The sequence below is a fragment of the Oceanisphaera sp. IT1-181 genome, assembly GCF_033807535.1.
Classification (GTDB): domain Bacteria; phylum Pseudomonadota; class Gammaproteobacteria; order Enterobacterales; family Aeromonadaceae; genus Oceanimonas.
This window is the reverse complement of sequence record NZ_CP136856.1, coordinates 1318023-1341096: the sequence shown is the minus strand read 5'-3', so window position 1 is coordinate 1341096 and position 23074 is coordinate 1318023. Positions and strand designations below refer to the sequence as shown.

At 48.0% G+C, this 23074-nt stretch carries 17 protein-coding genes; 6 read left to right on the top strand and 11 right to left on the bottom strand.

Going from position 1 to position 23074, the window contains the following annotated elements; all coding sequences use genetic code 11:
* Positions 1-385 precede the first annotated feature (385 nt).
* The 4 genes from adk to fadI all read right to left on the bottom strand — a co-directional run bounded on the left by adk (position 386) and on the right by fadI (position 7631).
* Positions 386-1030: an adenylate kinase gene (gene adk / locus R0134_RS06150; protein WP_319783933.1), complete on the bottom strand. Its 645-nt coding sequence runs from the start codon at positions 1028-1030 to the stop codon at positions 386-388.
* Between the two features lie 858 nt (positions 1031-1888).
* Positions 1889-3805, bottom strand: coding sequence for a molecular chaperone HtpG (gene htpG, locus R0134_RS06145; protein WP_319783932.1), 1917 nt, complete (start codon positions 3803-3805; stop codon positions 1889-1891).
* Positions 3806-4074: 269 nt separating this feature from the next.
* Positions 4075-6309, bottom strand: a complete 2235-nt coding sequence (fadJ, locus tag R0134_RS06140; RefSeq protein ID WP_319783931.1) for a fatty acid oxidation complex subunit alpha FadJ — start codon at positions 6307-6309, stop codon at positions 4075-4077.
* An 8-nt stretch (positions 6310-6317) separates the two neighbouring features.
* Positions 6318-7631, bottom strand: a complete 1314-nt coding sequence (fadI, locus tag R0134_RS06135) for an acetyl-CoA C-acyltransferase FadI (protein ID WP_319783930.1) — start codon at positions 7629-7631, stop codon at positions 6318-6320.
* A gap of 441 nt (positions 7632-8072) precedes the next feature.
* On the opposite strand from fadI, the gene R0134_RS06130 reads away from it, so the two are divergent.
* The 5 genes from R0134_RS06130 (at position 8073) to R0134_RS06110 (ending at position 14511) form a co-directional block, all read left to right on the top strand.
* Positions 8073-8642 carry a sigma-70 family RNA polymerase sigma factor gene (locus R0134_RS06130; RefSeq protein WP_319783929.1) on the top strand — a complete coding sequence of 190 codons (570 nt, stop codon included), beginning with the start codon at positions 8073-8075 and terminating at the stop codon, positions 8640-8642.
* A complete protein-coding gene (locus R0134_RS06125; protein WP_319783928.1) occupies positions 8635-9477 on the top strand; it encodes a DUF3379 family protein in 843 nt (280 codons plus the stop codon). The genes R0134_RS06130 and R0134_RS06125 overlap by 8 nt, the downstream gene beginning before the upstream one ends.
* Positions 9478-10056: 579 nt before the next feature.
* On the top strand, positions 10057-11529 hold the full coding sequence (gene putP / locus R0134_RS06120) for a sodium/proline symporter PutP (RefSeq protein ID WP_319783927.1): 1473 nt from the start codon (positions 10057-10059) through the stop codon (positions 11527-11529).
* A 228-nt stretch (positions 11530-11757) separates the two neighbouring features.
* Positions 11758-13095 (top strand): outer membrane protein transport protein, encoded by a 1338-nt coding sequence (locus R0134_RS06115; protein ID WP_319783926.1) that lies wholly within the window; start codon positions 11758-11760, stop codon positions 13093-13095.
* A gap of 204 nt (positions 13096-13299) precedes the next feature.
* Positions 13300-14511, top strand: coding sequence for an EAL and HDOD domain-containing protein (locus R0134_RS06110; RefSeq protein WP_319783925.1), 1212 nt, complete (start codon positions 13300-13302; stop codon positions 14509-14511).
* Positions 14512-14619: 108 nt separating this feature from the next.
* Here the strand turns inward: R0134_RS06110 and R0134_RS06105 are convergent, their stop codons facing one another.
* Positions 14620-16176 carry a Na+/H+ antiporter NhaC family protein gene (locus R0134_RS06105; protein WP_319783924.1) on the bottom strand — a complete coding sequence of 519 codons (1557 nt, stop codon included), beginning with the start codon at positions 16174-16176 and terminating at the stop codon, positions 14620-14622.
* A 744-nt stretch (positions 16177-16920) separates the two neighbouring features.
* On the opposite strand from R0134_RS06105, the gene R0134_RS06100 reads away from it, so the two are divergent.
* On the top strand, positions 16921-17331 hold the full coding sequence (locus R0134_RS06100) for an H-NS family nucleoid-associated regulatory protein (RefSeq protein WP_319783923.1): 411 nt from the start codon (positions 16921-16923) through the stop codon (positions 17329-17331).
* A gap of 681 nt (positions 17332-18012) precedes the next feature.
* On the opposite strand, the gene R0134_RS06095 is transcribed toward R0134_RS06100, so the two are convergent.
* The 6 genes from R0134_RS06095 to rpsA all read right to left on the bottom strand — a co-directional run bounded on the left by R0134_RS06095 (position 18013) and on the right by rpsA (position 22949).
* Complete coding sequence (locus R0134_RS06095) at positions 18013-18234, bottom strand: putative quorum-sensing-regulated virulence factor (RefSeq protein ID WP_227875089.1); 222 nt, start codon at positions 18232-18234, stop codon at positions 18013-18015.
* A gap of 88 nt (positions 18235-18322) precedes the next feature.
* On the bottom strand, positions 18323-19048 hold the full coding sequence (gene pyrF / locus R0134_RS06090; protein WP_319783922.1) for an orotidine-5'-phosphate decarboxylase: 726 nt from the start codon (positions 19046-19048) through the stop codon (positions 18323-18325).
* 236 nt (positions 19049-19284) lie between these two features.
* On the bottom strand, positions 19285-20454 hold the full coding sequence (lapB, locus tag R0134_RS06085) for a lipopolysaccharide assembly protein LapB (protein ID WP_319783921.1): 1170 nt from the start codon (positions 20452-20454) through the stop codon (positions 19285-19287).
* 8 nt (positions 20455-20462) lie between these two features.
* The gene (locus tag R0134_RS06080) at positions 20463-20750 is read right to left on the bottom strand and encodes a LapA family protein (RefSeq protein ID WP_087034514.1); all 288 of its coding nucleotides are present in this window, start codon (positions 20748-20750) and stop codon (positions 20463-20465) included.
* Between the two features lie 178 nt (positions 20751-20928).
* Complete coding sequence (ihfB, locus tag R0134_RS06075; protein WP_087034515.1) at positions 20929-21210, bottom strand: integration host factor subunit beta; 282 nt, start codon at positions 21208-21210, stop codon at positions 20929-20931.
* Positions 21211-21278: 68 nt separating this feature from the next.
* Positions 21279-22949 carry a 30S ribosomal protein S1 gene (rpsA, locus tag R0134_RS06070; protein WP_087034516.1) on the bottom strand — a complete coding sequence of 557 codons (1671 nt, stop codon included), beginning with the start codon at positions 22947-22949 and terminating at the stop codon, positions 21279-21281.
* Positions 22950-23074: the final 125 nt, after the last annotated feature.

Sequence of the window (23074 nt, the reverse complement as noted above, 5' to 3'; positions counted from 1 at the left end):
TAGAGGGTTTGCTAGGGTCTGTTGACCTTTCGCGGTTAAATTTTGTTCGAGTTAAACGCGTTTTTATCGAGCGTATGGTGTGTAGCTTAGTCATTCTAAGCAAGCATCTCTCAACAAAGAGAAAAACACGTTTAGCCGAACCCAAAGGACATCGCTTGTGGTGACTTTCTACAGCGTTATCGCTCGTATTTATTGAAAGAGTGGAGAGTGACTACATGGCATAATCAGTGCCTTGTATAAAGTCGCCACAAACTGCTGCAAAAATCATCTCGAAAGGTCAACAGACCCTAATCAAAAGCCAGCTAAAAATACGCGTTTATTACGCTTACATGCACAAAATTTATAAAAAAGCCGAGTGCACATCGCACTCGGCTTTGTTGGCCAATTAAGAAAGAATGTTGGCCAACTCTTTACCGATAGCGTCCACAGACTGAGTGCCGTCTATCGCATTATACTGGGTCTCGCCCGCTGCAGCAGCGGCTTGATAATACGCGACCAAGGGCTCTGTTTGCTCGTGATAGATGTTTAAGCGCTTGCGTACCGTGCTCTCTTCATCGTCCACCCGAATGCTCAAGTCTTCACCGGTAACGTCGTCTTTGCCTTCAACCTTGGGTGGGTTATATACCAAGTGGTACACACGACCCGAACCTGAGTGCACGCGACGACCGCTCATGCGCTTGACGATTTCTTCGTCTGGCACGGCAAATTCCAACACGTTATCAATGACTACGCCTGCTTCCTTCATAGCATCAGCCTGAGGAATAGTGCGCGGAAAGCCATCGAGCAAAAAGCCTTTGCTGCAGTCATCTTGCGCGATACGTTCTTTAACTAACCCAATAATGAGATCATCAGATACCAATTGGCCTTGATCCATCACTTCTTTCGCTTTTAAACCAAGCGGAGTGCCTGCTTTAATGGCCGCACGCAGCATGTCACCGGTGGAGATTTGTGGAATCCCGAACTTCTCCATGATGAACTGAGCCTGCGTTCCTTTGCCCGCGCCGGGAGCACCCAACAAAACGATGCGCATAACAGCGTCCTCTTCTCGATTAGTTAATTTCAAAATTTGGGTCACAATTGTGTCATGACACCGTCATCGGGACAAGTAACAGCGCCCTTAAGTTAGACTTATTGATGATAAATCAACGCCGAGCGCCCTGCTCTAAGAGCCAAAACCACAAAATCAAACCGGACTGAATACTCTCTCTACGACACGGGTACCTACAAAAGACTTCTGAACTTGTAGCCGCCCGTCTCTTTGGCCACCGACAAAAGATAGGCATTTCGTAGCCCCTGATTACGTATGAACCTCAGCCATAATGCACCCTGTTTCGGTTTGTTCTTTCTCACTGCCCGGTTGGCTCCAAGGTCAAATGGTCTGGGTTTTGTAGCAGCCCGTCTCTTTGGTAAAGAGGACTTCGGCTGGCCAGCTCCGCTGGCTGTTTGTGAGGTTTAAGAATAAAACCAAAACCGTGCCGAATAAATTGGCACCTACAAGAGAGGAGACGGGCACCTCCCTGTAACCTATTGAATTCCTTGGTGCTGAGTTCACTGAAACATAGCTGAGCTTTGTGGGTAATCAGGTAGTAGCCGGCAATTTATTTGCCGGACCAGCGTAGCTGGATATAAATTATTGACCCCCAACAGAGTATCTACGAAAGACACCATACCCCATAGCCGCCCGTCTCTTTGGTAAAGAGGACTTCGGCGGGCCAGCGTAGCTGGCGGGTTTGAAGATTTACGTCTGGGTTGTAATGCGAGAACACTCTTTATTTACGATAAGTCGCCTACAAACCCCAAACCGTACCCTTATACGCATCCGGTGAATTAAAAAACCCGGCGCGGGGCCGGGTTTGGTATTAGCTTGCTTAGTAGGTTGTATCGGTGATTAACCTAACAACAGACGGTTAACGCGGGCGACGAAGGCGGCGGGGTCTTTTAAGCCACCCTGCTCGGCCAGTTGTGCTTGTTCTAGCAGCAGCTGTGACCATTCGTTGAACTGCTCGCCGGCTTCCAGTGTTTCTAACTTCTTCACCAGCGTATGCTCCGGGTTAAGCTCCAGAATGTACTTTTGCTCTGGCACCGCTTGGCCGGCTGAACGCATCAGTTTGATCATCTGGGTGCTCATGTCGTGCTCACCGGCTACTACACAAGAAGGGGTGTTGGTTAAACGGTGTGTCAGACGCACTTCTTTAATATCTTCACCCAGAGCGGCTTTTACGCGTTCCAGCAAAGGAGCCAAGGCTTCTTTGGCTTCTTCTTGTGCTTTTTTAGTTTCTTCGTCATCCAGATCGCCTAAGTCCAGCTCACCTTTGGTGACAGACTCAAATTGCTTGCCGTCAAACTCATTGAGGTGGCTCATCAGCCATTCGTCAACGCGCTCCCACATTAACAGCACTTCTATGCCCTTCTTGCGAAAGATTTCTAAGTGCGGGCTGTGGTTAGCGGCGGCAAAGCTATCTGCAGTAATATAGTAAATCTTATCTTGACCTTCTGGCATGCGCGCCACGTAATCGGCCAGCGACACGGTTTGCGCCTCAGAGTCATTGTGAGTGCTGGCAAAGCGCAGCAGACCGGCGATTTGCTCGCGATTGCTATAATCTTCTGCCGGGCCTTCTTTCAGCACGTTACCGAACTCAGACCAGAAACCTTGATACTTCTCGGCGTCGTCTTTAGCGATTTTTTCCAGCATCGACAATACGCGCTTGCTGCACGCTTTGCGCAGTTGCGCAGTGATCTTGTTGTCTTGCAAGATTTCACGGGATACGTTCAACGGTAAGTCGTTGGTATCGAGCACACCTTTCACGAAACGTAAGTATGTTGGCATAAATTGTTCCGCATCATCCATGATGAAGACGCGCTGCACATACAGCTTTAAGCCGTGGCTTTGCTCACGGTTATACATATCAAACGGCGCTTTGGCCGGTACGTACAACAAGCTGGTGTATTCTTGGTTGCCTTCAACCTTGTTGTGGCTCCAGCTCAGCGCATCTTGCCAATCGTGGGAGATATGCTTGTAGAACTCTTGATACTCTTCATCACTCACGTCATTTTTAGAGCGTGTCCACAGTGCGGTGGCTTTGTTGACTTGCTCCCACTCGCCCTCTGTCGCAGCGGCCGTCACAGTACCATCTTCGGCGGTTTGCTCAGCTTCGCCTTCTTTCCACATTTCCACGGCCACACTGATGTGATCCGAGTATTTACCGATAATGCTGCGCAGGCGCCAGTCGTCTAAAAACTCCTGCTCGGCGTCACGCAGATGCAAGATAACGTCGGTACCACGGCCAGGCTTTATCACCTCGGCTACGGTAAAGCTACCATCACCGTCAGACTCCCACTGCACACCTTGCTCTGCTGGTTGACCGGCGGCGCGGCTTAATACCGTCACTTTGTCGGCCACGATAAAGGCAGAATAAAAGCCCACACCAAACTGACCAATCAGCTGGGAGTCTTTGGCTTGATCGCCAGACAGCTGACCAAAGAAAGCCTTGGTACCAGACTTAGCAATGGTACCCAAATGGTCGATAATCTCTTCGCGGTTCATACCGATGCCATTATCAGAAATGGTCAGCGTTTTCTTTTCTTGGTCGAGAATTAACCGAACTCGCAATTCACCGTCATTTTCGTACAGCTCACCGTTAGACAAGGCTTTAAATCGCAACTTGTCAGCGGCGTCGGCGGCGTTAGAGACCAACTCGCGCAAGAAGACTTCTTTATTGGAATACAGGCTATGGGCCATCAGGTTGAGCAGTTGTTTAACTTCAGTTTGAAAACCATGAGTTTCGGTTTGCACAGCTTCTGACATCTAGATGTTCCTCGCTTAAGTGTTAATGCGTAAGGGTTTGGCTTATAGCTAAAAGATGGGGGTGGTGCGGAGGATTTCAAGGGGGGGATAAAAAAGTAAAGCGCAGAACGTACTTGGCTGTCTTCCTGACGCACGTCAGGATCTCGCTTTAGGATTTGTATCTACAGTGTGAGATACCGATGCAGGTTCGGTCAGATAATAGAAAGCGCCGAGCTGATATTCGGCGCTTATTTGTCGTTAATTTATAGCTGTTCGCTTAAAGCGGTATTTCAATAATAACTCTTGCCCTCTGCCGCCATACGAAGCAAAGGCTCGCTGGGCGTAAAGCGCGCGCCGTATTTACGCACGTATTCTTGCATTTTATCTATCACTGCTTGAATACCGAGCTGATGCATATAAAAGAAAGGCCCGCCGGTAAAAGGCGGATAACCGATGCCAAAAATGGCACCAATATCGCCGTCCCGTGCCGAGGCAATCACACCTTCATCCAGCGCCAGCGCCGCTTCGTTAAGCATCAGTAACACGCAACGCTCGGCTAACTCTTGAGCCGGTAATTGACTGAGCGGCTTCACTTTCAGCAACTTATAGACGCTTTCATCCACCGGCTTGTGCTTCTTAGTGCGCTTTTTCGCTTCATAGCGATAAAAACCACGGCCATTCTTCTTACCCTTACGGTTATCTTCCAGCAGTTTGTTAAAGGCCTCGGGCGCCACAAAACGCTCACCCAGTTCACGGGCTAAAATAGGCGAAATTTTGGCGGCTACATCTATGCCCACTTCATCCAGCAAGGTCATGGGCCCGACCGGAAAGCCATACTCTACCAACGCGCGGTCAATGGCATCCACCGGCTCGCCGCCCAGCAACAGCCGCGCCGCTTCATTTAAGTAAGGCGCTAAAATGCGGTTCACATAAAAGCCGGCTTTGTCTTGTACCACGATCGGCGTTTTGCCCTGTGCTCTGGCCAGTTTCAGCGCCGTGGCCACCGCCGTGGCACTGGTACCCGCATGGGGAATTATCTCAGCTAATGGCATTTTATCGACCGGACTGAAATAGTGCAGCCCTAATATTTGCTCGGGGCGCGCTGCACCTTCAGCAATTTGATGGATCGGCAAAGAAGAGGTGTTGGTGGCAAATACGGTGCTTGGCGCGCAGTGCGCTTCGACCTCTGCCACCATCTGGCGCTTCACCTCTAAGTCTTCAAACACCGCTTCTACTACCATCTCAACGCGCTCAAAGCCGCTGTAATTAAGAGTGCCAGTAATACGGCTTAATTGTTGATGCATCTCGGGGGCGCGCAGATGTTTCTTGCGCACTTTGGTCGCTAATAAGCGGTGCGCACTCTGCATGGCCTGATTAATGCCGTGATGAGAAATGTCTTTAATGCGCACCGGCAACTCGGCTTTAGTGGCAGTAACAAAAGCAATGCCGCCGCCCATTAAACCGCCGCCCAGCACGCCGATGTGGCTGAGTACGCCTGGCTCGGCACCTTGCCAGTAGGTTTCTTTTTTCATGTCGGTGGTGGCAAAGAAGAGCTGGCGCAGTGCTGCTGATTCTGGGCTCATCACTAATTCACCAAAGGCTTGCGCTTCGGCGGCTAAGCCTTGGCTTATGCCCTGCTCTAGCCCGACTTTTACTACCTCAAGTAACTTAAATGGCGCCGGATAATGGCCTCCGGTTTTAGCTTTAACGGTACTTTGTGCCTTATCAAACACCAGTTTGCGACCTACAGGATTACCCTCTAGCGCCCACTGACTGAGTGTATTTTTACTGCCATGATTTGACTTACCGCTAGGTGATTTACCAGTACGCGTTTTGCCGTTACCCGCCATGCCTTTGCGTGCCATGCTTTTACGTGCCAAGGCAATGGCGGTGTCGAGCAAGATGCTCGCAGGCACCATATCATCCACTAAGCCGCATTTAAGCGCTTGTTTGGCCCGCAGTTGTTTACCGGTCAACATCATGTCCAGCGCCGTGGTTAAGCCCACCAGTTGTGGCAAGCGCTGAGTACCGCCAGAGCCGGGTATTAAGCCTAACTGCACTTCGGGTAACCCAAGGCGAGTTTTAGTATCGTCACTGCACACTCGGCCATGGCAAGCCAGCGCCAGCTCTAGGCCGCCGCCTAAGCAGGCACCGTGAATGGCGGCAATAATGGGTAAGTCTAAGGCGGCGAGTTCATTAAACACATTTTGCCCCGCCTCAGACAGTGTCTTGGCTTGCTCCACACTGCTGCAGGCAGCCAGCATATTAACGTCGGCGCCGGCAATAAAAGAGTCCGGTTTGCCGGAGCGCAACACCAAGCCTTTGATCTGGCGGTTTTCGGCAATCTCTGCCAAAAGGGCGCGAATATCGTCTACAAAGCTTTCGCGCAGTGTGTTCATGCGCTGCCCAGGTACGTCCAGCGTAATAATGCCGATATCGTCTTGCAGCTGCAGGCTAAAGGCAGACTGACTTGTGTTATCAATATTAACTTGATCAAGAGCGAGATCAGGTTGAACTTGGTTCATTACATCATTCATTGAGCTGCCTCCAATACCATGGCTACGCCTAGGCCACCGGCCGCGCACGCTGTGGTTAACGCCAAACCGCCACCACGGCGATTAAGCTCGGTCAAGGTTTGCGTGATCATGCGCGCGCCAGTGGCGGCAAAGGGATGGCCATAAGCCAAAGAACCACCCAGTACGTTAAATTTCGCCATGTCTACCTCACCAATGGCCTGGCTACGATTAAGATGTTGCTCGGCAAATTGCTGACTGGCGAACATCTTTAAGTTGGCCAAGGTTTGTGCGGCAAAGGCTTCATGCATATCAATTAAATCCATGTCCGCAAGCGTGCAGCCGGCTATATCGAGCGCCAACGGCGTGGCGTATGAGGGGCCAAGTAGCATGTCGTGTTGCACACTAATGGCCGAATAAGCATAACTGCGTAAATAGCCTAATGGCTTAAGGCCTAGCTCTTTGGCGCGGCTTTCGGTCATCATCAAAATGGCGGCCGCACCATCTGTAAGTGGCGTGCTGGTGGCGGCAGTAACGGTGCCGTGACGCCTGTCAAACGCGGGTTTCAATTTGGCGTAATCGGCTAATTTAGAATCAGTGCGAATATTGTTATCTTGCTCAAAGGCGGCTTTAAAAGGCGGCACATAAGTGGCCATCACTTGATCGTTAAGTCGGCCTTCTTGCCAAGCTTGAGTGGCTAATTGATGAGAGCGATGGGCCAATTCATCTTGCGCTTCACGGCTAATTCCATGACTCTTAGCCATTTGCTCTGCGGTTTGACCCATGGTTAACCCAGTAGAATATTCGGCGATGGCCGGTGGCTCGGGGGCTAAGTCGGCAAGTGTTAGGCGCCGCACTATGGCAAACTTTGCGCCAAAAGTTTTGGCCTTACTCAAGTCCAGCAACGCCTCTGCTAACCGCGCCGACACCCCAATCGGCAACACTGAAGTGGAGTCAGCGCCGCCGGCTATGCCTACTTGAATTTGGCCAGCCAACATAGACTCAGCCATGCTCGACACCGCTTGAAAGCTAGTGGCACAGGCGCGGGTAACACTGTAAGCATCTGTGCTAACGGGCAAGGTGCTGGCCAGCACAATTTCTCGCGCAATATTGGGCGCCTTGGGCATTTGTACTACCTGACCAAAAACCAGTTGCTGCACCTCAGAGGCAGGCATGGCCGTGCGGGCCAACAGTTCATTGACCACCATGGTGCCCAGTTCAAGGGCGGGAATACCGCGAAAGGCACTCGCTTGACGGGCAAAGGGCGTTCTTAATCCCGACACAATGGCGATACGATCGCCCTTGTGGGTCGTTAATGGGTTTGTCGCCGACATGCAGGCTCCTTGTTGAGCGTAAATAATGAAACTGATGCCCTACCTAAATACGGGCGAGTGAAACGACACTCATCTTGTTTACTAACCTTATTGACTAACCCTAGGTACTAACCTTAGTTACTAACATTAGCGGCTGACAGTGCTGCTTACATTAGTTAGTCACATTGATTGCTAACAAGATTAGATAACGGCTGCCGTATGGTGAGCATCATATAAATAACAGGTCTGACCTCCAGCCATGCTAGCAAAGAAAATAGCGCGATAAAACCAGCCACACACTCCTTGCGTCACATATTATTAACAATGCAGCGCTCTAGGCTGGCCTGTTGCTCGAGGACCATCTAAGTCTGAGCCATACTGCGGTGCACGCCTTTTATATACTCGCATGGAACTTTAAGAGTGCGTAAACTCAAGCAGCCAACCTATTTCAACGGTGAGTAGATGATTTCTTTATTTGGGCGAAAGCGGGCTGGGCCTGACTCGGTCTCTAACACTGTGGCCATCAAACAACAGCGCTATGAAACGCTGGTTTATGCGGTGCATGGGGATTTATTTCGCTATGCGTTTTGGTTGTGTCACGACCGTCAGGTGGCCGAAGACTTAGTGCAGGAAACATTTTTGCGCGCCTGGAAGTCACTGGACAGCTTAAAAGACGACAAAGCAGCCAAAGCTTGGCTGATCACTATCTTACGCCGGGAAAATGCCCGTCGTTTTGAGCGTAAACAATTTAACTTGGTGGACCTAGACACAGTTCAGGTACCCGATCAACAGAGTTTAGGGCTCGAGCAAGCCATGGAAAACGAATGGCTGCGCCGCCACATTAGCGAGTTAGCCGAAGAATACCGCGAGCCTATACTGCTACAGGTGCTGGGTGGTTTTAGTGGTGAAGAAATAGCTGAGATATTAGATTTGAATAAAAACACCGTCATGACCCGCCTCTTTCGCGCTCGTAATAAATTGAAAGATGCGCTCGATAAAGACACGCAAACACGAGGCCAACACAATGGATGAGTTAGAGTTTAGGCGTCGAGCGTATGCCAACCCCAACGACACTAGCGCTGAATTTTCACAGGCTCAGCATAGCTCTGACCGTAATGGTGCGTTAGTCGCGCAACTGCAACACTTTGACGCCAAGCTCAACCGTGCGCTGCAAGAGCCGGTACCCGAACATTTGGCTGCCACCTTATTGCAGACCGCTCAGTTGCACGCGCAGCGCACTGGCGAAGCGGGGCTGAACGGCGAAGCGGCTCAGGCAAGAGTACCCCTTAGACAACAGCCGAGTACCGCTTTGGGATGGCGCCATTTGGCCATAGCCGCCTCTATTACCTTTGTGTTGGGATTTTCGACGCGTTTTATCTCTTTTTCTGAGTCCAGCACCACAGGCGTGACTAGCATGGGTCAAATAGCCATGGCGCATGTGCATGCGGAGTCGGCGCTCACTCAAACTGTGAATGAAAACGTCACTCTCACCGCCGTCAATGCCAAGTTGCAGCCTTATGGCACACAGCTGCAAAGCTTAAGCGAGGTAGGACAGGTGTATTACGCCAATCATTGTTTGTTTGGCAATGGTCCGGCGGCGCATTTGGTGATTCAGGGTGAGCACCAAAGAGTGCATGTGTTTGTGCTGCCACCGGATCACGAGTTAGCCGATGCCCATCGCTTTGCGGATGCACAGGATTTTTCGGACAAACAGTATTTTTCAGATAAACAGTACTTTTCTGATCAACAGTATCATGGCGAAATCCTGTCCACGGCGTTTAATAAACTGGTGGTGGTGAGCGAGAAAAACGAAGACCTCGATGCCATGGCCCGTAAAATTCAAGCTTCATTAGACAGACAGATTTAAACCGCGCTAACAAGTCGGCTATTTAGCAAAACTGAATAGCGCTGCTGCTATCAGCCCGCGGGGACTAGGGTCTGTTGACCTTTCGCGGTTAAGTTTTGTTCGAGTTAAACACGTTTTTATCGCGGCGAGTGGGGTGTAGCCTAGTCATTCTAAGCAAACGCCCACTCAACAAAGAGAAAAACGCGTTTAGCCGAACCCGAAGGGCAGCATTTGTGGCGCCTTTCTACGGCGTTATCGCTTATTGATGGAGAATGACTCCATGGCACAAGCGATGCCTTGTATAAAGACGCCACAAACAGCTGCAAAAATCATCTCGAAAGGTCAACAGACCCTAGGCTATTATTTTTGTGGGGGCGATTAATTGCTCAACTTGTGGTTCAACTTGCGCCTCTCATCAGCTTAACAAACGAGAGCGATTAAAAAATAAACGGACAAATATACAATTGCGGCATAAGGTTAGAGTAATCGAGAGTTATTCGACTTTATGGGGTAAGATCTTGTTTAGCGAGTCTATTTGACTGGCGACCTCTTACCTTTTCATGGAAGCGAACACGCTGTTCGGAACCACAGGAATACGCTATGACCATAGAATATCCCATTCTAATTACCTTCGTCGGTTATTTAGTCCTCACCATGCTGATTGGTGTTATCGCCTACCGCGCCACCCGCTCACTCAGTGATTATATTTTGGGTGGCCGCCGTTTAGGCCCAGGTGTGGCCGCCTTAAGTGTCGGTGCGTCCGACATGAGTGGCTGGTTACTATTAGGCCTGCCCGGTGCTGTGTACTTATCCGGTATTAGCCAAGCATGGATTGGCATTGGCTTAGTGATCGGCGCTTGGCTTAATTGGCTATTTGTTGCCAAACGGCTGCGCGTGTATACGGAGCAAGCCAATGACTCACTGACCATCCCAGACTTTTTAGAAAATAGACTGGCGGATCATAGCGGTTTAATCCGTGTGGTTTCTGCCATCACCATCTTGGTATTCTTTATTTTTTATACCGCCTCCGGTCTAGTGGGCGGCGCTATTTTATTTGAAAAAGTATTTGGCCTGCCTTATGTCACCGCCCTGCTGTTGGGTGGCGGCGTGATCATGGCGTACACCTTTATGGGCGGCTTTTTGGCCGTGTCTTGGACGGACTTTTTTCAAGGTATCTTAATGCTGTTAGCCTTAATCATCTTACCGTGGGCGGTAATGAACGAGCTGGGTGGCATCGATCAAACCTTAAGCACGCTCAAGGAGATGGACAGCACTAAGTTAGACTTCTTCCACGACTTCTCCTTGTTGGGCGGTTTAAGCTTACTGGCCTGGGGCTTAGGTTACTTTGGTCAGCCACATATCTTGGCCCGCTTTATGGCCATAGACTCGCCAGCATCAGTGCCGCTCTCGCGACGTATTGCCATGAGCTGGATGATATTATCACTAATAGGTGCCGTGGCCGTAGGCCTAGCGGGGGCGGTATATTTTGCAGGCGTGCCGCTTGAGAACGCAGAGACTGTGTTCTTGGCGCTGTCTCAAGCGGTGTTTAATCCTTGGGTAGCAGGCTTTTTGGTTGCCGCTATTTTGTCCGCCATCATGAGTACCATAGACTCACAGTTGTTGGTGTGTTCGTCGGCCATTACCGAGGACTTTTATAAACGCTGGTTTCGCCCCCATGCACAAGATAATGAATTAGTGTGGGTGGGTCGATTCGCTGTGGTAGCGGTGGCGCTCTTTGCCATGTTTATTGCGCTTAACCCTAAATCGTCCGTATTAGATTTAGTCAGTTACGCATGGGCAGGCTTTGGTGCAGCCTTTGGCCCAGTGATTATCTTGAGCCTGTATTGGCCGCGTCTCACCCGTAATGGTGCCTTAGCGGGCATTGTGTTGGGCGCCTTAACGGTGATTGGTTGGAAGCAGCTCACCGGTGGCCCGCTGGGCATTTTTGACTTGTATGAAATCGTACCCGGCTTTGTGATTGCCACTTTGGCTTGTATCTTTATTAGTCGCTTAGGTACACCCCCCAGTCAAAAGGTAGTCTTAGATTTTAGACGCATGGAGTCTGAGCTTTAAGTGGAGTTCGAACTCTAATCCAAATGGCGTTCGAAGCTTAAATAGCTGCGCCGCCTCACAAAAGGAGCCTAAGGGCTCCTTTTTTTAAACAAACGTTTTACTTCTCGTTAACACTTTCTTATGCTGGATTTTAGTAAAGGTAAGGTAGTGAGTTTTGGTAAAAGTAAAAAAGGATAGAGCACCAAGCGTGCGTTATTAACTAATACCACAATGATGAGAGAGTCCTTCATGAGCAAACAAATACTCAAGTTGTCCCTTGTTGCTGCAGCCATGGCCATGGCTACAGGGCAAGCTCACTCTGCCGCGTTTCAGCTGGCTGAACAAAACGCCACCGGCTTAGGTCGCGCCTATGCCGGTGAAGGTGCCATTGGCGATAATGCTTCCGTACTCGGGCGAAACCCTGCCGCCATGACATTGTTTGATCGCCCAGCGCTATCAGCCGGTGCTATATACATTAATCCCGACGTAGATGTAGAGGGTAAAGGTGCACTAGCGACTGCAGGTCAAGCAAACGGACTGCCCACCAGTTCCCAAGATATTGCTGATGATGCGGTAGTACCCTTCTTCTATTATGTACAACCACTTAACGAACAATGGGCGATGGGATTTGGCGCTTTTACCAATTATGGCCTATCAACTAGCTATCAAAATAATCATTATGCAGGCTCGGTGGCGGGCAGCACCTCACTCAAAACGCTAAATTTAAACCCTAATATTGCGTTTAAAGCCAATCAGCATCTGTCACTCGGTGCCGGTTTTAATGCCGTGTATGCGGATGCAGAATTAATTAGACACTCAGGCATAGCAGCAGGAAATGTTAACGCTGCCACAGGTGGAGCGACTTCACTTGTGCCAACCTCTGAATTTGTCCGCCTGAAAGGCGATGACTGGGGCTACGGCTGGAATATAGGTCTGTTATTGGAAGCTGATGAATATAACCGATGGGCACTAACCTACCGCTCTAAAGTGGATTTAACCTTAGAAGGCGAATACTCCAGCGCCTTGCCTCAACAGCCTAATAATGCTTCTATAAGCGCTGGATTACCGGTAGGCACTAGTAGCATAAGCAAGCCAGGCAGTTTAGATTTAAGTTTGCCCGCCATCGCTGAAATATCAGGCTTTCACCAAGTACAACCTGATTGGGCATTGCATTACGGCCTGATGTGGACGGAATGGAGTACCTTTGAAGAGCTGCGCGCCTTAGATAATCAAGGTGGCTCTTACTTTGCCAAGCCAGAAGGCTTTGAAAATAGCTGGCGTATGAGCATGGGCGCGACTCACCAGCTCAACGACCAATTAACTCTGCGTGGCGGCCTTGCCTATGATAAATCACCGGTGCCAGAAAATGCGCGTTCTATCTCTATTCCAGACGTAGACCGCATTTGGTACACAGTAGGCGCTACTTATGCGCTGAATGAGAACTTGAGCATGGATGCTTCCTTTGCCTTCCTGGATGGTAAAAAGGTGACGGTTAGAGAAGACAGTGGGATTCCTAACACTCCTTATGAATTTATATCAGGGGGCGACGCCTATCTATTTGGCGTACAAATGAATTATACTTTCTAAGTTCAGGTCTTCCAAGGCCAAGTATTTTAAGGCAATACGTTTAAGAGTTACCGGCTAACTGAGTAGGCTCACTAAGCCTAAGGCCTTATTTAAGTTGTTGGTTATTATATAATTAGCGCCCCGCAGTGGGCGCTTTTTCATGGCTTTGTTTATCCGAATACAATACTGTATATTTAGTCGGTTATTCTCTTTTTTGGATTCCTTATGCATTGTTTTGTAGCCAAACAAGCTATCTTAGATAGTGATGGTAAGCCGCTGGGATATGAGCTGCTATTTCGCACCAGCCTTGAAAATCGTTTTCCCGATGTGGATGCGGAGCTGGCTACTCGTAGGCTACTGGCCGAACAATTTTTAAGTCAAAAAATTGAAGATTTAGTGGCTCATTCATTGTGCTTTGTGAATTTTCCTGATGCGTTATTGCGCGAAGGTTTAGCTGAATCTTTTCAGCAACAGCAGCTAGTCATTGAAGTGTTAGAAACAGCTATCCCAGACCAAGCGTTGTTAAACAGCATTAAATCCATAAAAAAACTTGGTCTGCAAGTAGCGTTAGATGACCATATCCCTAATAAAATATGGGATATATTTTTCCCCTATATAGATTTTATCAAACTGGATCTACGCCAAGTTTCCATGCCCGATTGTCGTCGCTTGATTGAACGTTGTCTCGTGTATCCGCACATTCGTTTTATTGCTGAGAAAGTAGAAACCCAACAAGAATTTGCTGATTCCAAAGACGCCGGCTTTCACTTTTTTCAGGGTTACTACTTTCAACAGCCGCAGGTGTTCAGTCGCCGTGTGCTCACCACAGACGAAATGGCTGGCTTTGAGTTACTGTCTTTTATCAACGAAGAAATCATTGATTATGATCGATTAACCGAGCTATTTACTCGCGACCTCACCCTCTCTTACTATTTATTACGCTATGTAAACAACGTAAATTCCGGCTACAGGCTGCAAAGTATCGATAATTTGCGTAATGCCATCGTATTTTTAGGTGAAAAACAACTGAGGCGTTTTGCAGCCATAATGATGGCCGCCTATATCAGCAAAGATAAAAATGTTGAGCTGTATCGTTTGTCGATGATAAGAGCTAAGTGGTGTGAGCTACTCGCCAATAAGGTATGCCCTAACCTACAAGAAGATGCGTTTCTCTGTGGCTTATTCTCCTTACTGGATGTCTTATTAGAAAGACCCATGGCTGACATCTTGCCCCATCTCTCGGTGACTGATCCCATACGGCAAGCCTTGTTAGAACAAAAGGGAAAATTAGGCTTCTTAATGGGCTTGATGCAAGATCACGAGCAAGCTAACTGGTCTATGCTGCAACAGCGCTTAGATTTTATTAATTTAACTGAGCAAGACAGCAGCCGTTTTTATGAAAGCGCCATCATATGGAGCCAAATTATTAACGATTAGTAATAGCGCTACGCCACTTATTAAGCTCCATTTAGCGAGAACCAACATCAACAAAAAAGCTCAGTGACTAAGTCACTGAGCTTTTTTGTTTCAGTCAATATTGTGTTTTTATCCCTGTTGGCGTTGCTGCCAATGCCAAAAAACCAATACCAAGATAAACGCCATCGTTGCGGCTATTAACCCAACCATCACAGAAGCACTGTAACCCAGTGCCACATAGCCAACGAGGCTCACCAATGCTATCGACAATGCGTATGGCAGCTGAGTCAATACATGGTCGATGTGATGACAAGCCGCTCCCGTAGACGACAAAATAGTGGTGTCTGAGATAGGTGAGCAGTGATCGCCAAATACCGCGCCTGCCATTACCGCTGACATCGCCGGTAACAATAACGCGACATCAATGGCCATGGTCATATCTGCGGCAATCGGCAGCATAATGCCAAAGGTGCCCCAACTGGTGCCGGTCGCAAATGCCATCATACCGGCCAGTAAAAATAATACCGCCGGTAATAAAAAGAGTGGCAGGCTCTGTTGCACTAAAGAAGCCAGATATTGGCCGGTTTCTAATTGGCTGATCAAGCTGGCAATAGTCCACGCCAATAACAAAATATAAATTGCCGGCAACATGCCCTTAATACCCAGCGCCAAGGTCTGCAGCCAATTAGCGGCAGAGACCTTTTGTTGTACCATTCCCACCGCACACACGCCTAAGCCAGCTAAGCCGCCAACCACCAAGGAGCGACCTACATTGGTGTTTTCTAATGCGCCTAACACGCTAAACTCAATACCGCTTTCGCTGAGTGCCTGCGCGCCGGTGAACAACAAGCCGGCCACGGTAACTAAGGTTAAGGTAGCAATGGCCAATAATAAGTCTATTACGCGCCCTATTTGCTCGCTGTTATCCTCCACCCCGGGTGGTTTGCCTTTCGCACTATCAAACAAAACACCCGCCAGGGCGGCTTCCTCATGGCGTGCCATAGGGCCAAGATCCCAGCCGCCACGGATCACCAGTAACACCATAATGAGCGTGAATATCGCATAATAGTTCATGCTGCCCATCATTAAGAAGGCGCCTAATGCGCTGTGACCGGTAATGCCATGGCTGACTAAAATACCGCCCACTAAGGCGATAATATATGCGCCCCAAGAAGACACCGGCATTAACACACAAACAGGCGCTGCGGTTGAGTCCAATAGATAGGCCAATTTGGCACGAGAGATATTAAAACGATCCGTGACTGGGCGGCAAATGGTGCCCACCGATAAACTATGAAAGTAATCGTCAATGAAGAATATAAACACCAAAAGCCCGGTCATCATCTTAGCTTGGCGTCTATTTTTAATACGAACTTGGGCCCATTCGGCAAAGGCCAGCGTAGCACCAATACGACTTAACATACTGATAATACAACCTAACAGCAGCAAGAATATCAGGATATTAACGTTCCATTCATTGACTGTGTTATCAGACCAAAAAAGGGAGGCGGCGCTGCTTATCAGTAACTGCAGGGTCGCTACTGGGTTAAAATGCTGCAGTAATAGCGCGGCCAATATAATCCCTAACCCCAGAGATAACAGCACGCGACGGGTAAGCACAGCTAACACTATAGCAAGTAGCGGCGGTAATAATGACCAGTAATTTTGAATAAAAGAAGATTCCACAACAGCACCTGAACTAAATTTTTAATATAACAACCAACATAACCGCTAGGATTAGCAGAGCGACCAACAGCACAAGTCTGAGCCCAGTGTCAGCTACTTTTCCCAGCAATAGCGCACCATTAATACTATTCATGGTAGTACTTGTTCTTTCGACACTGATTCGGTCAACCCACAACTTATCCATGCATAACGCAGGACTGATTTTAGTGGCGAGTTATGCAGCTAAGCGCAACTCAGCCAGCGGATCTTACTGGCTGATAGCTAAAAATCAATATTTTTAGCCTAAAAGCCGCTTTAGGCTAAATTTACGCCATTAAATGCGCAAATTTGTCGCTATTATAAGCAAAGTTTAACTATATTATAACATGGTCTAAACATGGCTTATCTATTCCTTGCGCATGGCTGAGTTACGCTAAATCTAGGTTTAAGTATGCTCAGCTATTGCTTCATTGGGATTATTAAAGATATATATATTTTACTTTTTAACTCAGCTGAGTCTGCATAAAACAGCCATAAGGTTCTACAATAAAACAGGACTAACCTTCTCTATAAAAGCGAACGGTAGACTGTTTATTTTAATTAGCAAATGCCATTCGCAAAATGCAAGGCCATATTAAGCGCACTGCGGCAGAAAATGGCTTACTATTAACAAGACAAAAAAGTATTTTAGTAATTAACTTGCTTCATTTAAAACTAAGCTGTAAATTTAACCCATAAAAATATATAACCGATTAGGTGGATGCAATGACTGAATTTTTGAAAACACTACTGAACATTCGTAGTTTACGTGCAGCAACTCGTGAACTGACTCTGGATCAGATGGAAGAAGCGTTAGCTAAACTGTCTAGTGTTATTGAAGAGCAACGTGAAACTAAAGCGGCTGAACAAGCAGCAGCTCAAGAGCGCGATCGTAAGCTTAAAGAGTACATGGAACAAATGGCCGCTGACGGTATTGATTTAAGCGATCTATTACAATTAGCTGAGCCTGCTAAGAAAGTAAGTGCACCGCGTAGCAAGCGTCCTGCTAAGTACGAATACACTGACGAAAGCGGTCAATACAGAACGTGGACTGGTCAAGGCCGCAAGCCTTCACCAATTAAAAACGCCATGGATAATGGCAGCAAAACATTAGAAGATTTTCTTATTAAAAACTAATAAGACTGTTTACTAAGTTTTAAAAAGGGCCTTACGGCCCTTTTTTGTATCTAAAATCTGACTCGATTAAATAGATGACAGGTGCTCAATGCCTAATCTAGGCGCGTAACGCATAAGCAGTACGCCATAACTGCTGTGGATAGCCAAGCTCCAAACTGCGGCGAAGAGGACTTCGCCGAGCCAGCGTAGCTGGTTAGTTCTAAAGCCAAACCTAAAGCCAAATTACAAACCGTGCTGAATAAATTTGCACCTACAAAGTCAAAACCCAGCGCAAATACAGTGGCGAAGAAGCCTTGAGTCTTCCTGACTACTTATGAACCTCAGCCATTATGCGCCCTGTTTCGGTTTGTTCTTTTGTAGCTGCCAGTCTAGCTCCAAGGTCAAATGGTCAGGGTTTTGTAGCAGCCAATTCATTCGGCTGGCCAGCTTTGCTGGCTGTTACTGAGGTTTAGATTTAAAGCAAAACATCAAACCGAGCCGAATAAATTGGCTCCTACAAGAGAATAGACATGCACCACCCTGTAACCAATTGAATTTATTTATGAAAAATTATTGAGATATGGCTGAACATTATGGGTAATCAGGTGAGTCTTTAAGAGCCTGTAATGACAAAGTCCACGTTAGTTCCGTAGCATTACTTAGTTACTCGCGTGAAGCATACACCAGCCTCAAAGACTGAGTTTAACGGCGCGCTAACAAGCGATACAAAGGCTCAGCCACACCATTGTGCTTTAACTCATAGATCAGCGCTAACTCAGCGCCTATCTCACCACTGGGCCAGCCTTGGCGCTCTAGCCAGCATAAATAGCCCAGTGGTAAGGTCAGCAAGGCCTGCCCGCTATGCTTACCAAACGGCATGGGTTTGTTAATAATTGTTAATAGTTCGGTTGTGCTCAGGCTCACCTACGTATATTCCTTTATGCATGTTAATCATAAAAAAGGCGCATACGTTATATGCGCCTGATGCTAAAACCAATGTTCACGACTCTATTTATTCTGACTGGCCGTAATTACATGCATCGTTTATTGCCGCCAACACCTGAGCAGGATCGGCCGCTTGCGTAATAGGCCGTCCTATCACCAAATAATCACTGCCTGCCGCTAAGGCTTGCTCTGGCGTCATAATACGGTGTTGATCGCCTGCAGCACTGCCGGCGGGGCGAATACCGGGTGTGATCAACTTAAAGTCTGAGCCAAGCTCAGCTTTTAATAAGCTGGCTTCTTGAGCAGAGCACACTACCCCATCTAAGCCGGCATCTCGCGTTAAACGTGCCAAGGCCAATACCTGCTCTGCTGGCGAGCGCAATATGCCTATTTGAGTCAGCTCATCATCCGTCATGCTGGTCAGCACGGTCACTGCGATTAACAAAGGAGCCTTATCGCCATAAGGCAATAAGGCGTCACGCGCCGCGCTCATCATGCGCGCACCGCCACTGGCATGCACGTTTACCATCCACACGCCTAACTCAGCCGCCGCCGCTACGGCTTTTGCGACTGTATTAGGAATATCATGAAATTTAAGATCCAAAAATACATCAAACCCTGACTGTACTAAGGTGCGCACAAACTCAGGCCCAAATAAGGTAAACATTTCTTTACCTACTTTTAGGCGACAATAAGCAGGATCCAATTGTGCAACTAGCGCTAATGCTGATGATTGATCCGCATAATCGAGGGCAATCAGAATTTTAGGATCGTTGTGGGTGGAAGTTTGCATACCAAGTTACCTTTCAGTTTTTAAGTATTAAGTCCTACGAGCAGCGGTAAACCATCAGCTATAAGCGTTTAGCCACTGCTAACACAGAATAAAGATACCGGAGCAAGTCCGATAAGACGGCAAAAAACGGTGTTTTACGCTTCCAGCTACTCTTTCTACAGCGGTCGAATAAATTCGACACTACGAAAAACATCGGTTTTCTTTTAGCTTCCAGCTTACAGCTTACAGCTAGCAGCTTACTCCCCATCTAAACCACGTACGGGTCTAATGCTGCCCCATTGTTTACAAGATGGGCATTGCCAAAATAAAGAGCGCGTTGAAAATCCGCACTGGCTACATTGATGGCTGGGTTTTAATTTCATTTGTTCTGCGACCAAATTACTGAGCATATTTAAGCTTTCACGCGCCCGCCCTTGCTCCGCATTATGGGTTTGATAAGACATTAAGCGATGAAAGCCTTTCATGGTCGGATGGCGTTGTAATTGCGATAACACCATTTGCTCCGCCGCGAGGGAGCCTTGGCCCTCTGCTACATAATCGGACAGCATTAATACCGCACTGGCACCACTGTCTTCGCCAACCCACAAATGCAACTGGCGCACAAACTCGGCTTCATTATCTAATTGCTGATAACACTGCTGCAATGGGCGCAATACCTCACTCATAAAGCCCGCATCTTGCTCGGTGACTTGTAGCAGGTGCACAAGAGCCTGAGACCAAAGTTGCTGCTGCATATAAAGCGCGCCTAGCCGTATGTTGGCTCTTACGCATCCGGAGTCGGCCTTGAGCGCTTTTTTTAACTGACTAATGGCACCTTTAGCGTCTTGTTTGCGCCATTGCAGCTCTGCAAGTTCACAATGAAAATGACCAATCAGCGTAAGCGCTTTTAATCCTTGGCGCTTTTTTAAACGCTCTGCAATGACAATGGCGTGTTCCCAATCTTTAAGCTGCTGATAGATAACTAACAGCAAGTCTAAGGCTTCTTCTTGATAATCTGGGTCGCTTTTTAGCTCTAATAAAATATGCTCGGCTCTGTCTAACAAACCGGCGGCTAAGAAGTCGCGCGCTAATTCCAGCATCGCTAAATGGCGTTGCTCCCACAAAAGATTAGGCCGTGCCACTAAGTTTTGATGAATGCGAATTGCGCGATCAACTTCACCTCGGGACCGAAACAGGTTACCGAGGGCAAGGTGGGTTTCTATGGTTTCACTGTCAACTTGCAACAGCTGAATAAAAAGGTCAACGGCTTTGTCCGGTTCATCAGACAGCAAGAAATTTAACCCGGCAACGTATTGCCGGGAAAAATGATTGGATTTTTTTTGAGCATCCTGCCGAACTCCTCTGCGCCCCATGTACCAGCCATAAGCCGCCGCGACGGGTAGAAGCAGAAATAACAGTTCCAGCATAAAGCTTGTTAATCCTTAATGGGCAAGGCCCTAAGCTCCGCTAACTCTCTTTGTTGGCGCTCAACTTTTTTATGCAAACCTTTGTTGTTCATCTTAAGGCGCAGTAACACCAAACTAAATACCAGCCAGCCAATAACAAAGCCCGCAACAAAAATAACTGCCAATAATGAAGAAAGACGATATTCGCCTTGTGCTAGCAGGTAGTTAACCTGAACCAGCTGATCGTTTTGGGTACCGAGTGTAATGCCCACGGCAAACAATATGGCTAAAATAATGAGGCCAATAATTATCTTCACGTAACCCTCTCAACTTTATGATTTTAGTACCCGCATTATCACGGAAAAACCGTATGCCTGCCAGTCGAGTTACTGTAAAAGTGATACAGCGCTCTGTCTTAACCGTTAAATGAGCAAGCTTGCCTGATATAGGCTAAGCCGTCAGACTCAATCGTCCGACCAAAATAACAAACAACGATTAGCTAGGGTTAACACGCTCGCGTAATTCTTTACCGGGTTTGAAATGCGGCACATGTTTACCGGTTAACTCCACCTTTTCGCCGGTTTTAGGATTACGGCCTTGGCGCGGTGCTCGGTAATGTAATGAAAAACTACCAAAGCCACGGATTTCAATGCGATCCCCGCCCTCAAGGCTGGCAGACATTTGTTCAAGAATTTCTTTAATGGCGCTTTCTACGTCTTTAGCAGCAAGATGGCTGTATTGCTCAGACAGTCTTTCAATAAGATCGGATTTAGTCATTCTCTGTTCTCCTGATCAGCACACAACAAAAAGGGGCCGCGAAGGCCCCCTTTTACATTCGGATAGGCTTATTCGCCTTTGGCTGCCTTGAAGGCTTCAGCCATTGCACTTAAACCAACATCTTCTGGCTGTTGTTGGTTAATGTTATCCAGAACGACTTTATCTTCAGCTTCGTCTTTCGCACGGATAGACAAGCTTAAAGTACGGTTCTTGCGATCCACACCCATAAAGCGTGCTTCGATTTCTTCACCCACTGTTAATACAGTAGATGCGTCTTCGATACGGTCGCGAGAGATATCAGCAACGCGGACATAACCTTCCACGCCTTCTTCCATCTCTACTACTGCGCCTTTAGCATCAACGGCGGTGATAGTACCCTTAACGATAGCACCTTTCTTAACATCAGCTAAGTACTTGTTAAATGGGTCTTCGTCGATTTGCTTCACGCCCAGGCTGATGCGCTCGCGCTCTGGATCAACTTGCAGAACCACGGCGTCAATTTCGTCGCCTTTCTTGAATTCACGAACGGCTTCTTCGCCGGCGCTCCAAGAGATGTCTGACAAGTGAACCAGACCGTCGATGCCGCCGTCCAGACCGATGAAGATACCGAAGTCAGTGATTGACTTGATCTTACCGGAAACACGGTCACCCTTGTTGTGGGTTTCCGCAAACAGCTGCCATGGGTTAGATTTGCACTGCTTCAGACCCAGAGAGATACGACGACGTTCTTCGTCGATATCCAACACCATCACGTCTACGCTGTCGCCAACAGAAACCACTTTAGATGGGTGGATGTTCTTGTTGGTCCAGTCCATTTCAGACACGTGTACCAGGCCTTCAACGCCTTCTTCGATTTCCACGAAGCAGCCGTAGTCAGTCAGGTTAGTTACACGGCCAGACAGACGAGTGCTTTCTGGGTAACGGTTAGCGATATCAACCCAAGGATCGGCACCTAACTGCTTCAGGCCCAGAGACACACGAGTGCGCTCACGGTCGAACTTCAATACTTTAACGTTGATTTCGTCACCCACGTTCACGATCTCGCTTGGGTGCTTAACGCGCTTCCAAGCCATATCAGTGATGTGCAGCAGACCATCTACGCCACCCAAGTCAACGAAAGCACCGTAATCGGTCAGGTTCTTAACGATACCCTTAACTTCTTGACCTTCTTGCAGGTTCTCAAGCAACTGCTCACGTTCAACACTGTTTTCAGTTTCGATAACAGCACGACGAGAAACAACTACGTTGTTGCGCTTTTGATCCAACTTGATGACTTTGAACTCAAGCTCTTTACCTTCCAAATGCAAGGTATCGCGTACTGGACGTACGTCAACCAATGAACCTGGCAGGAAAGCACGGATAGTGTTCACTTCTACGGTGAAACCACCTTTTACCTTGCCGTTGATCACACCGATAACGGTTTCCTGATCTTCGTAGGCTTTTTCCAATTGGATCCAAGATTCGTGGCGTTTTGCCTTTTCGCGGGAAAGCAGAGTCTCACCGAAACCGTCTTCTACCGCGTCCAGTGCTACGTCTACGACGTCACCAACGCTGACTTCCAACTCGCCCTGAGCGTTTTTGAACTGATCTACAGGGATAGCGGATTCAGACTTCAGGCCTGCATCTACCAGAACGATACCGTTCTCGATAGCAATTACAGTACCTTTAACAATGGAACCCGGACGGGTTTCCAATTCTTTCAGAGACTCTTCAAAGAGTTGAGCAAAAGATTCAATCATATTTAATGAATACACTTTTTAGGTTGAACATCCAAAGGGCAATCCCGCACCTTAGGGGTGATTAGCATAGACCCGTTCCATCCTTGGCACGGGCAGAGTCAAGACCATCTTGACTTAACGTATTG